This is a genomic window from Streptomyces pseudovenezuelae (genome assembly GCF_029892565.1).
Classification (GTDB): Bacteria; Actinomycetota; Actinomycetes; order Streptomycetales; family Streptomycetaceae; genus Streptomyces; species Streptomyces pseudovenezuelae_A.
Genome location: NZ_JARXVH010000008.1, coordinates 375803 through 390541, shown reverse-complemented (window position 1 = coordinate 390541; position 14739 = coordinate 375803). Strand labels below are relative to the sequence as shown.

The following is a 14739-nucleotide window of genomic DNA, read 5'->3' as shown; positions in this document are numbered from 1 at the left end:
CGGATGCAGAACTGATCAGGTCCCGGACACGGAACCGATCAGGCCTCGAACGCGGCCGTGAAGCCCGCCCAGCTCTCGGGGGAGAAGAGCAGGACGGGTCCTGTCGCGTCCTTGGAGTCGCGCACGGCGAGCATCCCCGCGAAGGGGCCGGAGCGGGGCAGCGCCGTCTCGACGCAGTTGTTCGCTCCCGTGCTGTAGCTGCTGCGCAGCCATCGCACACCGTGCAGATCGGTACTGGAAGGTACGTTCCGAGGCAGTGCTGACATGGTGCCTCCTTACGCGCCGTCACCTATCCCGGCGATGTAATCCAACGAGTCCTCGGGTGAAAGGGCGTAGATCTGAAGGGTGTTGAAGGCCTCGGTGTAGGCCTGGAGGTCTTCTTTCCGTTCGAGGTAGAGGCTACTCGTCAAGTGGTCGAGAACAACCACGTCCAGATCAGAAGTGCTCGAAAATGAGAAGACAACGAAAGGTCCGGTGACGCCGACATGAGCCCCGGCGGTGAACGGCAGTACCTGAAGCCGCACTTGGGGCAGGCGAGCCGCCTCGATGAGCCGCTCCAGCTGCCGTGACATGACGTCAGGGCCGCCGATCTCCCGGCGCAGCACCGCTTCGTCGAGGATCGCGCTGAGTTTCAGCGGTGGATTCGAACGCAGAACGTCCTGTCGGGCCAGCCGCACCTCGACCAGCGTGTCCAGCCGCTCGTCGTCCAGACCTCCGACCGCCGCCCTGGTCACCGCCCGCGCGTACTCGGGCGTCTGCAACAGCCCGGGCACCACCGAGGTCTCCAGCGTGCGCATCGCGCTCGCCTGGGACTCCAGACTGATGAAATCGCGGTACGTGGTCGGCAGCACCCCGCGATAGGCGTGCCACCAGTGGTGCCGGCCGCCGCCCTCGTCGGAGCCCGCCAGCATCTGGAGCATCTCCCGCAACTGCGGATCCGAGACCCCGTAGGCGTCCAGCAGTAACCGCACATCGGCCGGTTTCACACCGCTGGCGCCGGTCTCGATCCGGCTCACCTTCGACTGGTGCCAGCCCACCATCCGGGCCGCCTCACCACTGGTGAACCCCGACCCGGTGCGCAACGAACGCAGTTCGGCGCCCAGCTTCCGGCGGCGCACCGCGGGACCGTGCTGCATGGCCCACTCCTTACTCCTTTCGGGCCGCCCAAATACGGTCTCCCGTCGTAGAGTTCACCGCTTTGAGCGACAGATATATGCATATCTTGGTGGATCGCCACCCGTGACCGGCGCGGAAATGGCAGTCTGACGACGAAGCACCAGTCCGGGACCGTACTCGAACCATCCGCTCTGTGTCGGACCCCGGTCCCGCGGGAAAGGGACGACCTCGCCATGGCAGACCACCTGGAAGCATCCGTCACTCTGCCGAGCGAACCCGCCTCGGTCGCCACCGCCCGCGGCTACGTGGTCTCGACGCTGGCGGAGTGGGGGCTGCCGTCCGACACCGAGGTGGCCGACACCGTCCGGCTCATCGTCTCCGAACTGGCCACCAACGCCGTACAACACACCTTCGGCCAGTCACCCACCTTCACGGTGGACATCGTGCTGGACCGTGACGAACAACTGCGCATCGGGGTAACCGACAGCCATCCCCGGTTTCCGAAACGCCTGCCGGCCGCTGTCCAACAGGACAACGGCCGGGGCATGGTGATCATTCGTTGGCTGGCCGCGGAGTGCGGCGGCCGCTTGCGGGTGCGGCCCACTCAGGAGGGCGGCAAGACGGTCTCCATCGAACTTCCGTGGACCGTGCCGGCGCGGCCGGTCACGACCGCGGGACAGCAGGAGCCGTAGCGGAGACGGAGACTGAGGCTGTGTCATGCCCCGCGAGGGCGACGGCGTGTCAGGTCGCCGTCACCCCCGCGGGAGAGTCAGCTGACCCGGCCGTACCAGACGCTCTTCGTCCAGATCTTCTGCAGCCGCACCACGTCCCCGGTCTTCGGGGCGTGCCAGATCTTTCCCTTCCCGGCGTAGATGCCGACGTGGTAGACGCTGGAGCCCGAGTGGAAGAACACGAGGTCCCCGGCCTTGCGGCCCTTGGCCGAGACATGGTGGGTCTTGTTGTACTGCTGGGCCGCCGTACGAGGCAGCTTCTTGCCCGCCTTCTTGAACGAGTACAGCGTGAGCCCTGAGCAGTCGAAGCGGCGTGGTCCGGCGGCGCCGTACTTGTACGGGGAGCCCTTCTTGGAAGCCGCGATGTGAAGTGCCTTGGTCGCAGGCGTCGCGGCCGCGGCGTCGGAGGCGACACCCGGGATCACGACGGAGCCGCCCACTGCGGCGATGGTGAGAGCGGAGGCCGTACCGGCCCGGGCCATCAGCGACGGGACACGATTGAGCGCAGACATGCGCAACCCTTCGTCAGCCGCCTGTGAAGGATGACCTGTCGGATTCGGGCTGGCGAAGTTGCCCGGCCGCACACTCGCGGCTTCACCCCAAGGGCTGCTCGACCCGGCCATGGCGTGACCGTTCCGGCGACCCGTCGTGCTTGGGTCCTCCACTCCTGCCGATGCAATCCTGTCGACCTGTCATCCGGGCGGCGGCAGGACTCGGCGTCCGCCCGGATCGCCCCGCCGCTGCGGCGGGGTCTTGTCGTCAGACAGGGATCTTGACCTATGGATGTCCTAAAATCCCAACGGAACCGGGGGTTTGTGTTGTTACTCACCACTCACCCGTTCGGGTGGACACCCACGTGTTCGAGCCGGCGTCCAGAGCCTCGCGGACCCCCGGACCAGCGCCGGAACGCCTCATGCGGCCCTCGAACCACGCGCGTTGCGCAAGCCTGACGGTCGCGAAAAAGTAGCCGCGGCTCCGCCGAACGGGGGTACACCATTTGGTCCGTTTCACCTCCGGTCCGGACGCCCCACGGCGCGGCGGACATCCGAACCGGCCGCGTCTGCGTCAACTGTCGGAGCGCGGCGGCAAAGTGAGCCGGGCGGTGCGGCGCTCGCCGTCCAGGACCCGCAGCGCCCGCGCCAAGGTGGGGGCGTGCACCTCGGCCTCGCCCCGCTGATGCATCAGCGCCAACGCGTCACGTAGTTCGGCCGCCTTGGAGACCAGGGCCTGCGCGGCCCGCAGCCCTCGGTACGTGTCCCCGTGCTGCGCCGGGTTGATACGGCCGAGCAGGTCGACCACGTCGAGATAACGGTCGATCAACTCGCCCTCGGCGCGCGTCAACGCGGGCAGCGGCGGCAGCTCGGGCGGGAGCACCGGCGGCTCACCTCCCCGCGGGCGGGGCGAGGGTGGACTTGCGGGTGGCGACGATCCGGTCCACCAGCCCGTACTCCAACGCCCCTTGCGCATCAAGGATGTTGTCCCGCTCGACGTCCTCGTGCACCTGCTCCGGCGTGCGGCCGGTGTGCCGCACCAGCAACTCCTCCAGCAGGTCCCGGGTCCGCATCAACTCCTCGGCCTGGATGGCCAGATCACTCGCCTGCCCCTCAACCGGCTCGGAAAGCCCGGGCTGATGAAGCACCACGCGCGCGCCCGGCAGCGCGAGCCGCTTGCCCGGCGTGCCCGCGGCCAGCAGCACCGCGGCGGAGGAGCCGGCCTGGCCCAGGCAGATGGTCTCCACGTCACAGGTGACGAACCGCATCGTGTCGTAGATCGCCGACATGGCGGTGAACGAGCCGCCGGGGGAGTTGATGTACAGCGAGATGTCCCGGTCCGGGTCCTGGTACTCGAGGTGCATGAACTGCGCCATCACGTCGTTCGCCGAGACGTCGTCGACCGGCGTCCCGAGAAAGACGATCCGCTCCTCCAGCAACTTCGAGTACGGATCCATCGTCCGGACCCCGGAGCTGGTGCGCTCGGTGAACTCGGGCAGGACGTATCGGGCGGTCGGTCGGGTCATGGGTGCCCCTCCATCTGCGTCTGGCTGCTTCTGTAAAAAATGTACAGGATGTACATGACGTTATGATGGAGGTATGGCCTACGAGATTCCGGTGACGCAAGCCAGGGCTGAACTCGCCGACCTGATCAACAAGGTGGTGTACGGCGGTGAGCGCGTCGTCGTGACGCGGCACGGGAAGCCGCTGGTCGCCCTCGTCTCCGCCGCTGACCTGGAACGACTCGCCGAGCTCGACGCGGCCGCCGAGGAGGAGCAGGTGATCACCGCCGTCTCCACGGTCCGGGAGGTCGCGTCCGCTCCCCGCGAACAGCAGCGGTTCGGCATCACGGCGCATCACCGGGGGACCGGCGCCTCGTAGAGCGAGGCGCCCGCAGACAGAAGGACCGCGCATCCCCGTCCGCTACGGCGGGGATGCGCGGTCGGCCCTGTGGTGGCCCGGTGTGCGGTCAGCCGACGGGCGTCAACTCCCGTTCGGCGACCGGCTTCGAGGCCCTCGTGCGCGTCCTGAGCGCGTCGCCGAGCAGGACGGCGCCCAGGCCCAGCACGGCCCACCAGGTCAACGTCAGCGCGGGACCGGTCGCCGCGGCGCCGTCGAAGAAGGACACCGAGCGCAGCAGCGTCGTACCCGCCCCCGGCGGCAGCCACTGGCCGATCGTGCCGACCGGCTCCGGCAGCATCCGCGGCGCGGAGGCCGCGCCGGAGAACGGGTTGCCGAGGAACATCACGAGGAACGCGACGCCCGCGATGCCCGCCGGTCCGACCAGTGCGGCGAGACCGGCGACGGCCGCGGAGACCGCCAGCGTCGACAGACTGAGCGTCCCGGCCTCCGTCCACCAGTCGCCGGTGAGCACCCCGAGCCAACTGTGCGCGAGCGAGGCGGCGATGACGCCCACCAGAGCGGCGGCGCCGAACAGCGCGACCGCGGCCCGGATCCCGCGCAGCCCGAGCACGGTCACCGCGGCGCCCGCGATGATGCCGGCCAGCGCGAGGGGCAGCACGCTCGCGGTGAGGGCGGCGCCCCGGGGATCGGTGGCGGGGGCGGCCACCACGTCGACCGTCTTCATCTCGGTGCCGGCGGCGGCGGCCTGTTCGGCCGTCGCCTGCTGGAGCAGCTGGGCCACGGTCGGGCTCGCCGCCGACGCGGTCAGCAGTTCGGGGCCCTGGGCGGTGACGACCACCGCGCCGTATACGGTCCGGTCCTCGACGGCGTCCCGGGCGGCGGCCTCGTCGGCGTAGCGGTGGATCTCGAACGCGCCCTTGTGCCGGGCGAGTTGCCGCTCCACCTGAGCCGTCGCGGCCGTGGGCCCTGCCACGCCGAGCGGCAGATCGCGGGGTGCGGTGCGGGCGGCCGGCCAGGCGAAGGCCCACAGTGCCAGGGTGGCCAGCACGGGGACGAGCACGACGACCGCGATCAGGCGGCGGTTGTGTCCCCGCGTGGGGGTGGCGGAGGCGGTGGACATGGGACGGGTTCCTCTCTGGCGGTATGGGTGTCGCTGTCTGTCGCTGAGGCGATGGCCTCTCTGGTGCGCTTAAAAGAAGGATCGTTCGTTTTTGGCGCGCCACCACCGTCCCGCCGATGCCCGCGGCTTGTCAAGAATGAATGTTCGTTTTACTTTGGACGGTATGGCCCGCGTATCCCAGGAACACCTCGACGCCCGCCGCCGGCAGATCCTCGACGGCGCCGCCCGCTGCTTCGCCCGCAACGGGTTCCATGCCACGTCGATGCAGGACGTGCTCAAAGAGGTGGACCTGTCGGCCGGAGCGGTCTACCGCTACTTCAGCGGCAAGGACGAACTGATCGCCGCGATCGCCGCCGAGGTGCTGGGCGAGGTCCGCGCGGCCTTCGGGGAGGTCACCCGGCAGAGCCCGCCCCCGCCGCTGGACGAACTGGTCGGCTCGGTCCTGGGGCGGATGCTGGGCATCTGGTCGTCGCTGACCGTCGACGGTCAGCCGGGCTTCCCGCGGCTGATCATGCAGGTCTGGGCGGAGGTCGCCCGCAACGAGGAACTGGCGGCCATCACGCGGAACGGATACGAGGCCCTTCAGGCGGGCTGGGTGCAGGTCGTCCGGGAGTACCAGGAGTCCGGCGTGATGCGGCCGGACATCCCCGCCGAGCACGTCACCCGTACGGTGATCGCCACCGTGCAGGGGTTCATCGCCCAGCAGAGCCTCTTCGGGCCCGCGCCCGTCGAGGTCCTCCAGGACGGTCTACGGGCGTTGATGAGCATGTCCGACACGCGGACCGCGAGCTGAGAGATCACAGCTCGGTTAACTTGCTTGAAACTCGGTCCAACTAGCCTGCCGATCCACGCCACCAGGGACTTTGCCCGGGTGGCCGCGGCAACCGGACCCCGCACGGTCCGGAGCGAGGACTGTGAGGTGGGACGTGCAACTGACCCCGCACGAGCAAGAGAGGCTGCTGATCCATGTGGCGGCCGACGTGGCCGAGAAGCGCCGGGCCCGTGGTCTGAAGCTGAACCACCCCGAGGCGGTCGCCCTCATCACGTCGCACATCCTCGAAGGCGCGCGCGACGGCCGTACCGTCGCCGAACTCATGTCCTCCGGGCGCAAGTTGCTGACCCGCGAAGACGTCATGGAGGGCATCCCCAAGATGATCCACGACGTGCAGGTGGAGGCGACCTTCCCGGACGGCACCAAGCTCGTCACCGTCCACGACCCGATCGTCTGAGGGGGCGGCGATGATTCCCGGAGAGATCCTGTTCGCCGACGACCCGATCGTCTACAACGAGGGCCGTGAGGTCACGCGGATGACCGTCCTCAACGCCGCCGACCGGCCCGTCCAGGTCGGCTCCCACTACCACTTCGCCGAGGCCAATCCCGGTCTGGACTTCGACCGTGCCGCCGCCCGCGGCAAGCGGCTCAACATCGCCGCCGGTACGGCCGTGCGCTTCGAACCCGGGATCCCCATCGACGTGGAACTCGTCCCGCTCGCCGGCGCCCGTGTCGTGCCCGGGCTGCGCGGGGAGACCGGAGGTGCCCTCGATGCCTGAGATCTCCCGTGCCGCGTACGCGGACCTGTTCGGGCCGACCACCGGCGACCGGATCCGGCTCGCCGACACCGACCTGCTGATCGAGATCGAGGAGGACCGCAGCGGCGGCCCCGGACTCGCCGGTGACGAGGCGGTGTTCGGCGGTGGCAAGGTCATCCGCGAGTCCATGGGCCAGGCGCGTGCTACGCGCGCAGACGGCACTCCGGACACGATCATCACCGGCGCCGTCATCGTCGACCACTGGGGCGTCGTCAAGGCCGACGTCGGCATCCGCGACGGGCGGATCACCGGCATCGGCAAGGCCGGCAACCCGGACACCATGGACGGCGTCCACCCCGACCTGGTGATCGGCCCCGAGACCGAGGTCATCGCGGGCAACGGGCGGATCCTGACGGCGGGCGCGGTCGACGCGCACGTCCACTTCATCTGCCCGCAGATCGCCGACGAGGCCCTGTCCGCCGGCGTCACCACCCTCGTCGGCGGCGGCACCGGTCCCGCCGAGGGCTCCAAGGCGACCACCGTGACGCCGGGCCCCTGGCACCTCGCCCGCATGCTGGCGGCGATGGAGCAGTACCCGCTCAACATCGGCCTCCTCGGCAAGGGCAACACCGTCTCGCACGAGGCGATGATGTCCCAGATCCGAGGCGGCGTACTGGGCCTGAAGCTGCACGAGGACTGGGGTTCGACCCCGGCCGTCATCGACGCGTCCCTGACCGTCGCCGACCGCACCGGGGTGCAGGTCGCCATCCACACCGACACCCTCAACGAGGCCGGTTTCGTGGGCGACACCCTCGCGGCGATCGCCGGACGCGGCATCCACGCCTACCACACCGAGGGTGCGGGCGGCGGGCACGCGCCGGACATCATGACCGTCGTCTCCGAGCCGCACGTCCTGCCCAGCTCGACCAACCCGACGCGGCCGTACACCGTCAACACCGCCGAGGAACACCTCGACATGCTGATGGTCTGCCACCACCTCAACCCGGCCGTCCCCGAGGACCTCGCCTTCGCCGAGTCCCGGATCCGCCCCTCGACCATCGGCGCGGAGGACATCCTCCACGACCTCGGCGCGATCTCGATCATCTCCTCCGACGCGCAGGCCATGGGGCGGGTCGGCGAGGTCATCATGCGGACCTGGCAGACGGCGCATGTCATGAAGCGGCGCCGGGGCTCACTGCCCGGTGACGGGCGGGCCGACAACCATCGGGTACGTCGCTATGTCGCCAAGTACACGATCAACCCCGCCCTCGCGCAAGGCCTCGCCCGCGAGATCGGGTCCGTCGAGACCGGCAAGCTCGCCGACCTCGTGCTGTGGGAACCGGCGTTCTTCGGCGTCAAGCCGCACCTCGTCATCAAGGGCGGGCAGATCGCCTACGCGCAGATGGGCGACGCGAACGCGTCCATCCCGACCCCGCAGCCGATCCTGCCGCGGCCGATGTTCGGGGCGATCGGGCGGGCCCCCGCCGCCAACTCGTTCAACTTCGTCGCGCCGTTGGCGATCGAGGACGGGCTGCCGGAGCGACTCGACCTGGGGAAGCGCTTTGTGGCGATCGAGTCGACGCGCGGTGTCACCAAGGCCGACATGCGCGAGAACGACGCCCGGCCGCAGGTGCGGGTCGATCCCGACAGCTTCGCCGTGCACATCGACGGGGAGCTCGTCGAGGCGACGCCCGCCGCCGAACTGCCCATGGCCCAGCGGTACTTCCTCTTCTGATGAGGGGGCTTCGATGAGCAGGGCAGCGCTTCTCGTCCTGGCCGACGGCCGCTTTCCCGCCGGGGGGCACGCGCACTCCGGCGGGGCCGAGGCGGCCGTGAAGGCCGGGCGGATCACCGGGGCGGGGAGTCTGGCCGACTTCTGCCGGGGACGGCTGCACACGGCCGGGCTGGTGTCCGGTGCGGTGGCCGCCGCCGCGGTACTCGGCGTCGATCCGCTGGAGTTGGACAGGGCCACGGACGCGCGGACGCCCTCGCCCGCGTTGCGGGTGGCCGCGCGGAAACTCGGACGCCAGCTGATGCGGGCCGGCCGCGCGACCTGGCCGTCGGCCGAACTCGACGCCCTGGCACGGCAGTTCCCCAAGGGGGCGCATCAGCCAGTGGTGTTGGGGCTGGTGGCTCGGGCCGCCGGGTTGGGCGCGGAGGACGCGGCGTACTGCGCGGCGTACGAGAGTGTGAGTGGGGCGGCGAGTGCGGTGGTGCGGTTGCTGAGTCTTGACCCCTTTGACGCGACAGGGGTGTTGGCTCGGCTGGCGCCGGAGTTGGATCGCGTTGCGGACAGGGCGGTCGAGGCGGCACGCGCGGTCGTCGGCGACGGGGTCAATGCGTTGCCCGCGGCTTCGGCGCCTCTGTTGGAGATCGGGGCGGAGGCACATGCCGCTTGGGCTGTGCGGTTGTTCGCCTCCTGAAGGCTCCCTGGAGCCGTGAAGCACCGTAGAGAAAGATCGTAAGGAGCCGCTCTTATGCACCTCGACCACGACCACCACGGACCCGCCGCCGTCAGCGCCGACTCCCACCGTCCCGACGGCACCCGGCGTGCCCTGCGTATCGGACTCGGCGGACCTGTCGGCTCCGGCAAGACCGCCACCGTCGCCGCCCTCTGTCGGATCCTGCGCGACGAACTGTCCCTCGCCGTCGTCACCAACGACATCTACACCCGCGAGGACGCCGAATTCCTGCTTCGGGAGGCCGTGTTGCCGCCCGAGCGGATCACCGCCGTGGAGACGGGGGCCTGTCCGCACACCGCGATCCGGGACGACATCTCCGCCAACCTGGAGGCCGTCGAGGATCTGGAGGACGAGATCGGGCCGTTGGATCTGATCCTGGTGGAGTCCGGCGGGGACAACCTCACCGCGACCTTCTCCAAGGGGCTCGTCGACGCGCAGATCTTCGTGATCGACGTCGCCGGTGGCGACGACATTCCACGCAAGGGCGGGCCCGGTGTCACCACGGCCGACCTGCTTGTCGTCAACAAGACCGACCTCGCTCCCTACGTGGGGTCCGATCTCGGTCGTATGGCCGCCGATGCCAAGGCGCAGCGGGCCGAACTGCCCGTCGTCTTCCAGTCGTTGCGGACCGAGGCCGGGGTTTGCGAGGTCGCCGGCTGGGTGCGGGGCCGGCTCGCCGCGTGGACGGCATGACCGTGACCGGGGTGCGGGCCACCGCTCGGATCCTCGCTCGGGACGACGGGCGGGGCGGTACCGCGTTGCCCGTGCTGGAAGGGGACGGGCCGCTCGCGCTGCGGCGGACGCGGGGGAGTGGCGCCGAGGCGCGGGTCATGCTCGTCGGGGCGATGAGCGGGCCGCTCGGTGGTGATCACTTCGCCGTGGAGGCGGAGGTGGGGGACGGGGCCCGGCTGAGCGTCGGGTCGGCCGCCGCGACCATCGCCTTGCCGGGACAGGCGAAGGGTGAGTCCCGGTACGACGTGCGATTGAATGTCGCCGACGGGGGTGAACTGTGCTGGCTGCCCGAGCAGTTGATCTCCGTGCACGGCAGCGATCTGTACGTCACCACGCGTGTCGAGGTCGGTGCGGATGCCCGGCTCGTGCTGCGCGAGGAGCAGGTGCTCGGGCGCGCCGGGGAGGAACCCGGGCGGCTGACCAGTCGTCTTTCCGTGCGGGTCGCGGGGCGGATGGTGCTGGATCAGGAGTTGGCCTGCGGGCCCGGGGCGCCGGGAGGCTGGGACGGTCCGGCCGTGCTGGGTGGGTATCGGGCCGTGGGGCAGCTGGTCGTCGTACGGCCGGAGTTCGGGGAGCGGCCGGTGGGCGCGCGGGTGCTGGGGGACGGGGTGGCCGTGATGCCGTTGGCCGGGCCCGCCGCGCTGGTGACCGCGGTGGCCGCGGACGCGCTGCGGCTGCGGCGGGCGCTCGACGAGGCGCTCGCGGCCTTCGGGTGAGCCTGTGCAGGTGAGGCGCCTTCTCCGCTGAGCGGGACGAACTACTCCGTTTATCGGATTGGCAAAGAAGGTCAACGAACCCTGTTCTCAGGGAGCACACAGCCGAAAGGATCCCCTTACCAAATCGCAATCATGTAGGGGGAGGTCCCACTTGAGGGACATCAGACCGAACAGGCGGGTGACCGCGCTCGGCTCGGCCGGCGCTCTCGTCACCGCGACACTGATAGCCGGCGCGTTCGCCGCACCCTCGGCGAGCGCGACCGCCGGCTCCCGGCACGGTCAGGACCGCGAGACCCGCGGCGCCACCGTGGCGGCGGAGCGGGCCGCCAAGGCCGGGATCGACTGGGCGGACTGCCCCACGGACTGGGGATTCGCCAAGCCCATCCAGTGCGGCTGGGTCAGCGTGCCGCTCGACTACGCCAAGCCGTACGGCAAGCAGATCAAGCTCGCCGTCGACCGCGCCGTCAGCACCGGGACGGCGGCGGAGCGTCAGGGCGCCCTCGTCTACAACCCCGGCGGCCCCGGCGGCTCCGGCATGCGCTTCCCGACCCGGGTCACCACCAAGAACCCGCTCTGGATCAACACGTCCAAGGCGTACGACTTCGTGGGCTTCGACCCGCGCGGCGTCGGCCACTCCGCGCCCATCTCCTGCATCGACCCGACCGAGTTCGTGAAGGCGCCGAAGATGGACCCGGTGCCGGACTCCGAGGCCGACAAGCAGGCGCAGCGCAAGCTGGCCCGCGAGTACGCCGACGGCTGCGCCGAGCGCAGCGGCAAGGCGATGCTGGCGCAGATGACCACGCCGAACACCGTCCGCGACCTCGACGTGATCCGCGCCGCGCTCGGCGAGAAGAAGCTCAACTACCTGGGCGTCTCCTACGGCACGTACATCGGCGCCGTGTACGGCACCATGTTCCCGGGCCACGTGCGCCGCATGATCGTGGACAGCGTGGTCAACCCGTCGAAGGAGAAGATCTGGTACCAGGCCAACCTGGACCAGGACGTCGCCTTCGAGGGCCGCTGGAAGGACTGGGAGGACTGGGTCGCCGCCAACGACGCCGTCTTCCACCTCGGCACCACGCGCGCCGCGGTCCAGGCGAAGTGGCTCGAACTGCGCGCCACCGCCAAGAAGAACCCCATCGGCGGGGTCGTCGGTCCGGCCGAGCTGATCGGCTTCTTCCAGAGCGCGCCGTACTACGACTCGTCGTGGATCCCGGTCGCCACCGTCTTCAGCAAGTACTTCGCCGGAGACACCCAGGCGCTGGTCGACGCCGCCGCCCCGGACCTGTCGGACACCGCGGGCAACGCGTCCGCGGAGAACGGCAACGCCGTCTACACGGCCGTCGAGTGCACCGACGCCAAGTGGCCCACCAGTTGGAAGAAGTGGGACAAGGACAACACGGCGCTCAACAAGAACTACCCGTTCATGACCTGGGCCAACGCCTGGCTGAACCTGCCGTGCGCCACCTGGCCGGTCAAGCAGCAGACCCCGCCGACCGTGGGGACCCACAAGGGTCTGCCGCAGGTCCTGATCGTGCAGTCCACGCGTGACGCCGCCACCCCGTACGAAGGCGCCGTCGAACTGCACAAGCGCTTCAAGGGCTCCCGCCTGATCACCGAGAAGGACGCGGGCTCCCACGGTGTGACCGGACTGGTCAACCCGTGCATCAACCAGCGGGTGGACACCTACCTGCTGACCGGCAAGCTGGACGCCAAGGACGTGACCTGCACCCCGCACGCCACGCCCAAGCCGTAACGGACTGCCGTACGAAGTGAAGGGGCGGCCGGAATCCTCCGGCCGCCCCTTCATCAACTCGCCCTGGCCCAGCGGCATCCGCTCGCTCTAGCCCAGCGGCATCCGGCGGAACCGGCGTTCCTTCTCGGCGACGCCCGCCGCCTCGGCCTCCGCCTTCGCCGCGGACGCGTACTGATCGACGTACTCCTGCTCGGACAGCGTCAGGATGGCGTACATGATCTCGTCGGTGATCGCGCGCAGGATCGCCTTCTCGTTCTCCATGCCCTCGTAGCGGGAGAAGTCGAGGGGCTTGCCGAAGCGGATGGTCACGGGGTGGGTGTTCGGGATGACCTTGCCGGGCGGCTGCGCCTCGAAGGTGCCGATCATCGCGCAGGGGATCACCGGGACCCGGGCCGTGAGGGCCATGACCGCGACGCCGACCTTGCCCTTGTAGAGGCGGCCGTCGTGGGAGCGGGTGCCCTCCGGGTAGATGCCGAGGAGTTCGTCCTTGCTCAACACGCCCAGGCCCTCGCGGATCGCCGCCTGGCCCGCCTCCTTGCCGGTGCGGTCGACCGGGATCTGGCCCGCGCTGCGGAAGAAGGTCGCGGTGAGGCGGCCCTTGATGCCGGGTCCGGTGAAGTACTCCTTCTTCGCCAGGAAGGTGATGCGCCGCTTGAGGATCGCCGGCATCAGGAAGTGGTCCGAGAAGGAGAGATGGTTGCCGGCGATGATCGCCGCACCCGTCGCCGGTACGTTCTCCAGGCCTTCGGTCCGAGGGCGGAAGAACAGTTTCAGCAGAGGTCCCAACAACACGTATTTGAGTACGTAGTAGAACAAAGGGGGCTCTCCTCACTCCGGCGGATCGGCGGGTCCCCGCGTTCTAGCAGGTCAACCGGCGTGTCGTGGGCTTGTCAGTGTAGGTGCAGGCAGGGGTTGCCGGAACACGGCCGACAGTTGTGTCGCAATCGCACCCAACTGCGGGCAGGCGCACGGCACTTGTTCACAGCCGCACGATGACGAGGGCGGTGTCGTCGGTGGCGCCTCCGGGCGGGAGCAGTTCGAGGAGGACGGCGTCCGCGAGGGACTCGGGGTCGTCCGTGCGGTGGCGGGTCAGGGAGTCGGCGAGGCGGGTCAGGCCGGTGTCGATGTCCTCGTGTCTGCGCTCGACCAGGCCGTCGGTGTACAGGACCAGGGTCGCTCCCTCGGTGTACGTCGTGCGGAACTCGGGTCTGCGGACCGGGTCGGGGCGGGCGTCCAGCGGCGGGTCGGTGGCCCGGTCGAGGAACTCCAGGCGGCCGTCGGCGTGCAGGAGGACCGGCGGGGGATGGCCGGCGCTGCTGTAGGTGATGGTGTGCGCGTCGAAGTCGATGAACGTCGTGACGGCGGTGGCCGATTCGGCACCGTCGACGACATGGGCGTAGCGGCCCAGGACGTTCAGCGCCTCGGCCGGACCCGCGGCGACGCGGGAGGCCGCGCTCAGGGCGCTGCGCAGCTGGCCCATGACGCCGGCCGCCGCGAGCCCGTGCCCGACCACGTCGCCGACCGCCACGCCGATGCGGTGGCCGCCGACCAGGTCGACGAGGTCGTACCAGTCCCCGCACACGTTCAGCGCGCCGACCGCGGGGCGGTAGCGGACGGCGGCGCGGTGGTGGCCCATCTGGCGGCGGGCCGGGAGCATCGCCTCCTGGAGGGCGAGGGCCACCTCGCGCTCGCGGGCGTGCGCCTGCCGGAGGCGTTCGTTGAGCTCCTGGAGTTCCCGGGCGCGGGTGTACAGCTCGGCCTCCAGGACCCGGGTCCGGCCGCCGGTCGGACCGCCGCGCGCCTTGATCAGCTCGGTGACCTCCTCGACCCGGTGCACCAGCACCGCCACCTTGCCGTCCGGGCCGAGCACGGGCGCGTTGACCGGGCTCCAGTAGCGCTCCTCCCACTCGCCGGGCCGCTCGGGGTCCTCGACGTCGTAGCGCTGCAGGGCCATGGCGTCCCGCGTGCCGGTCTCCCGCACCCGCTCCAGCGAGGCCGCCAGGTTGCGCATGCCGGAGGCCGCCGGGTTGTTCGGGTTGTCCGGGAAGACCTCGAAGAGATGGCGGCCGACGACCTGCTCGCGGGTGCGCCGGCTCATCCGCAGGAACTCCTCGTTGGCGTCCGCGTAGACCAGATCGGGCGTCAGCAGCGCCACCATGCCCGGCAGGGCCTGGAACACTCCCGTGTAGTCGATCGCCGTAACCGTCATGACCGCCGCCTCA

Annotated in this window: 18 protein-coding genes and 1 riboswitch; of the genes, 10 read left to right on the top strand and 8 right to left on the bottom strand. The window is 70.0% G+C overall.

All coding sequences use genetic code 11. The annotated features are described in order from the left end of the window. Positions 1–38: 38 nt before the first annotated feature. Complete coding sequence (locus M2283_RS27430; protein ID WP_280879053.1) at positions 39–266, bottom strand: DUF397 domain-containing protein; 228 nt, start codon at positions 264–266, stop codon at positions 39–41. A gap of 9 nt (positions 267–275) precedes the next feature. Next, complete coding sequence (locus M2283_RS27425; protein WP_280879052.1) at positions 276–1136, bottom strand: helix-turn-helix domain-containing protein; 861 nt, start codon at positions 1134–1136, stop codon at positions 276–278. A gap of 213 nt (positions 1137–1349) precedes the next feature. Here M2283_RS27425 and M2283_RS27420 point away from each other — a divergent pair, with 213 nt between their 5' ends. Then, a complete protein-coding gene (locus M2283_RS27420; protein WP_280879051.1) occupies positions 1350–1808 on the top strand; it encodes an ATP-binding protein in 459 nt (152 codons plus the stop codon). 77 nt (positions 1809–1885) lie between these two features. Here the strand turns inward: M2283_RS27420 and M2283_RS27415 are convergent, their stop codons facing one another. The 3 genes from M2283_RS27415 to M2283_RS27405 form a co-directional block, all read right to left on the bottom strand. Further along, complete coding sequence (locus M2283_RS27415; protein ID WP_280879050.1) at positions 1886–2359, bottom strand: C40 family peptidase; 474 nt, start codon at positions 2357–2359, stop codon at positions 1886–1888. Between the two features lie 3 nt (positions 2360–2362). Continuing rightward, positions 2363–2535: riboswitch (cyclic di-AMP (ydaO/yuaA leader) on the bottom strand. 377 nt (positions 2536–2912) lie between these two features. After that, complete coding sequence (locus tag M2283_RS27410; protein ID WP_280879049.1) at positions 2913–3221, bottom strand: hypothetical protein; 309 nt, start codon at positions 3219–3221, stop codon at positions 2913–2915. Positions 3222–3228: 7 nt separating this feature from the next. After that, complete coding sequence (locus tag M2283_RS27405; RefSeq protein ID WP_280879048.1) at positions 3229–3864, bottom strand: ATP-dependent Clp protease proteolytic subunit; 636 nt, start codon at positions 3862–3864, stop codon at positions 3229–3231. A 73-nt stretch (positions 3865–3937) separates the two neighbouring features. On the opposite strand from M2283_RS27405, the gene M2283_RS27400 reads away from it, so the two are divergent. Beyond that, positions 3938–4219, top strand: a complete 282-nt coding sequence (locus M2283_RS27400) for a type II toxin-antitoxin system Phd/YefM family antitoxin (protein ID WP_280879047.1) — start codon at positions 3938–3940, stop codon at positions 4217–4219. 88 nt (positions 4220–4307) lie between these two features. Here M2283_RS27400 and M2283_RS27395 read toward each other — a convergent pair whose 3' ends face one another. Beyond that, the gene (locus M2283_RS27395; protein WP_280879046.1) at positions 4308–5321 is read right to left on the bottom strand and encodes an ABC transporter permease; all 1014 of its coding nucleotides are present in this window, start codon (positions 5319–5321) and stop codon (positions 4308–4310) included. Between the two features lie 163 nt (positions 5322–5484). On the opposite strand from M2283_RS27395, the gene M2283_RS27390 reads away from it, so the two are divergent. The 8 genes from M2283_RS27390 to M2283_RS27355 all read left to right on the top strand — a co-directional run bounded on the left by M2283_RS27390 (position 5485) and on the right by M2283_RS27355 (position 12517). Further along, on the top strand, positions 5485–6114 hold the full coding sequence (locus M2283_RS27390) for a TetR/AcrR family transcriptional regulator (protein WP_280879045.1): 630 nt from the start codon (positions 5485–5487) through the stop codon (positions 6112–6114). Positions 6115–6247: 133 nt separating this feature from the next. Then, the gene (locus tag M2283_RS27385) at positions 6248–6550 is read left to right on the top strand and encodes an urease subunit gamma (RefSeq protein WP_280879044.1); all 303 of its coding nucleotides are present in this window, start codon (positions 6248–6250) and stop codon (positions 6548–6550) included. A gap of 10 nt (positions 6551–6560) precedes the next feature. Further along, complete coding sequence (locus tag M2283_RS27380) at positions 6561–6872, top strand: urease subunit beta (protein ID WP_280879043.1); 312 nt, start codon at positions 6561–6563, stop codon at positions 6870–6872. Beyond that, positions 6865–8586 (top strand): urease subunit alpha, encoded by a 1722-nt coding sequence (locus M2283_RS27375; RefSeq protein ID WP_280879042.1) that lies wholly within the window; start codon positions 6865–6867, stop codon positions 8584–8586. Before M2283_RS27380 ends, M2283_RS27375 begins: the two co-directional genes overlap by 8 nt. Before the next feature lie 13 nt (positions 8587–8599). Beyond that, entirely contained in the window at positions 8600–9274 is a 675-nt protein-coding gene (locus M2283_RS27370) for an urease accessory protein UreF (protein ID WP_280879041.1), read from the top strand. A gap of 54 nt (positions 9275–9328) precedes the next feature. Beyond that, a complete protein-coding gene (ureG, locus tag M2283_RS27365) occupies positions 9329–10006 on the top strand; it encodes an urease accessory protein UreG (RefSeq protein ID WP_280879040.1) in 678 nt (225 codons plus the stop codon). After that, entirely contained in the window at positions 10003–10761 is a 759-nt protein-coding gene (locus tag M2283_RS27360) for an urease accessory protein UreD (protein ID WP_280879039.1), read from the top strand. Before ureG ends, M2283_RS27360 begins: the two co-directional genes overlap by 4 nt. A 151-nt stretch (positions 10762–10912) precedes the next feature. Beyond that, the gene (locus M2283_RS27355; RefSeq protein ID WP_280879038.1) at positions 10913–12517 is read left to right on the top strand and encodes an alpha/beta hydrolase; all 1605 of its coding nucleotides are present in this window, start codon (positions 10913–10915) and stop codon (positions 12515–12517) included. Positions 12518–12604: 87 nt separating this feature from the next. Here M2283_RS27355 and M2283_RS27350 read toward each other — a convergent pair whose 3' ends face one another. Further along, on the bottom strand, positions 12605–13333 hold the full coding sequence (locus M2283_RS27350; RefSeq protein WP_280879037.1) for a lysophospholipid acyltransferase family protein: 729 nt from the start codon (positions 13331–13333) through the stop codon (positions 12605–12607). A gap of 163 nt (positions 13334–13496) precedes the next feature. Further along, positions 13497–14726, bottom strand: coding sequence for a PP2C family protein-serine/threonine phosphatase (locus M2283_RS27345; protein ID WP_280879036.1), 1230 nt, complete (start codon positions 14724–14726; stop codon positions 13497–13499). Positions 14727–14739: the final 13 nt, after the last annotated feature.

Coding starts and splice junctions, on each gene's coding strand:
- M2283_RS27430 (WP_280879053.1), bottom strand. CDS start 266: ATGTCAGCACTGCCTCGGAACGTACCTTCCAGTACCGATCTGCACGGT.
- M2283_RS27425 (WP_280879052.1), bottom strand. CDS start 1,136: ATGCAGCACGGTCCCGCGGTGCGCCGCCGGAAGCTGGGCGCCGAACTG.
- M2283_RS27420 (WP_280879051.1), top strand. CDS start 1,350: ATGGCAGACCACCTGGAAGCATCCGTCACTCTGCCGAGCGAACCCGCC.
- M2283_RS27415 (WP_280879050.1), bottom strand. CDS start 2,359: ATGTCTGCGCTCAATCGTGTCCCGTCGCTGATGGCCCGGGCCGGTACG.
- M2283_RS27405 (WP_280879048.1), bottom strand. CDS start 3,864: ATGACCCGACCGACCGCCCGATACGTCCTGCCCGAGTTCACCGAGCGC.
- M2283_RS27400 (WP_280879047.1), top strand. CDS start 3,938: ATGGCCTACGAGATTCCGGTGACGCAAGCCAGGGCTGAACTCGCCGAC.
- M2283_RS27395 (WP_280879046.1), bottom strand. CDS start 5,321: ATGTCCACCGCCTCCGCCACCCCCACGCGGGGACACAACCGCCGCCTG.
- M2283_RS27390 (WP_280879045.1), top strand. CDS start 5,485: ATGGCCCGCGTATCCCAGGAACACCTCGACGCCCGCCGCCGGCAGATC.
- M2283_RS27380 (WP_280879043.1), top strand. CDS start 6,561: ATGATTCCCGGAGAGATCCTGTTCGCCGACGACCCGATCGTCTACAAC.
- M2283_RS27375 (WP_280879042.1), top strand. CDS start 6,865: ATGCCTGAGATCTCCCGTGCCGCGTACGCGGACCTGTTCGGGCCGACC.
- M2283_RS27370 (WP_280879041.1), top strand. CDS start 8,600: ATGAGCAGGGCAGCGCTTCTCGTCCTGGCCGACGGCCGCTTTCCCGCC.
- ureG (WP_280879040.1), top strand. CDS start 9,329: ATGCACCTCGACCACGACCACCACGGACCCGCCGCCGTCAGCGCCGAC.
- M2283_RS27360 (WP_280879039.1), top strand. CDS start 10,003: ATGACCGTGACCGGGGTGCGGGCCACCGCTCGGATCCTCGCTCGGGAC.
- M2283_RS27345 (WP_280879036.1), bottom strand. CDS start 14,726: ATGACGGTTACGGCGATCGACTACACGGGAGTGTTCCAGGCCCTGCCG.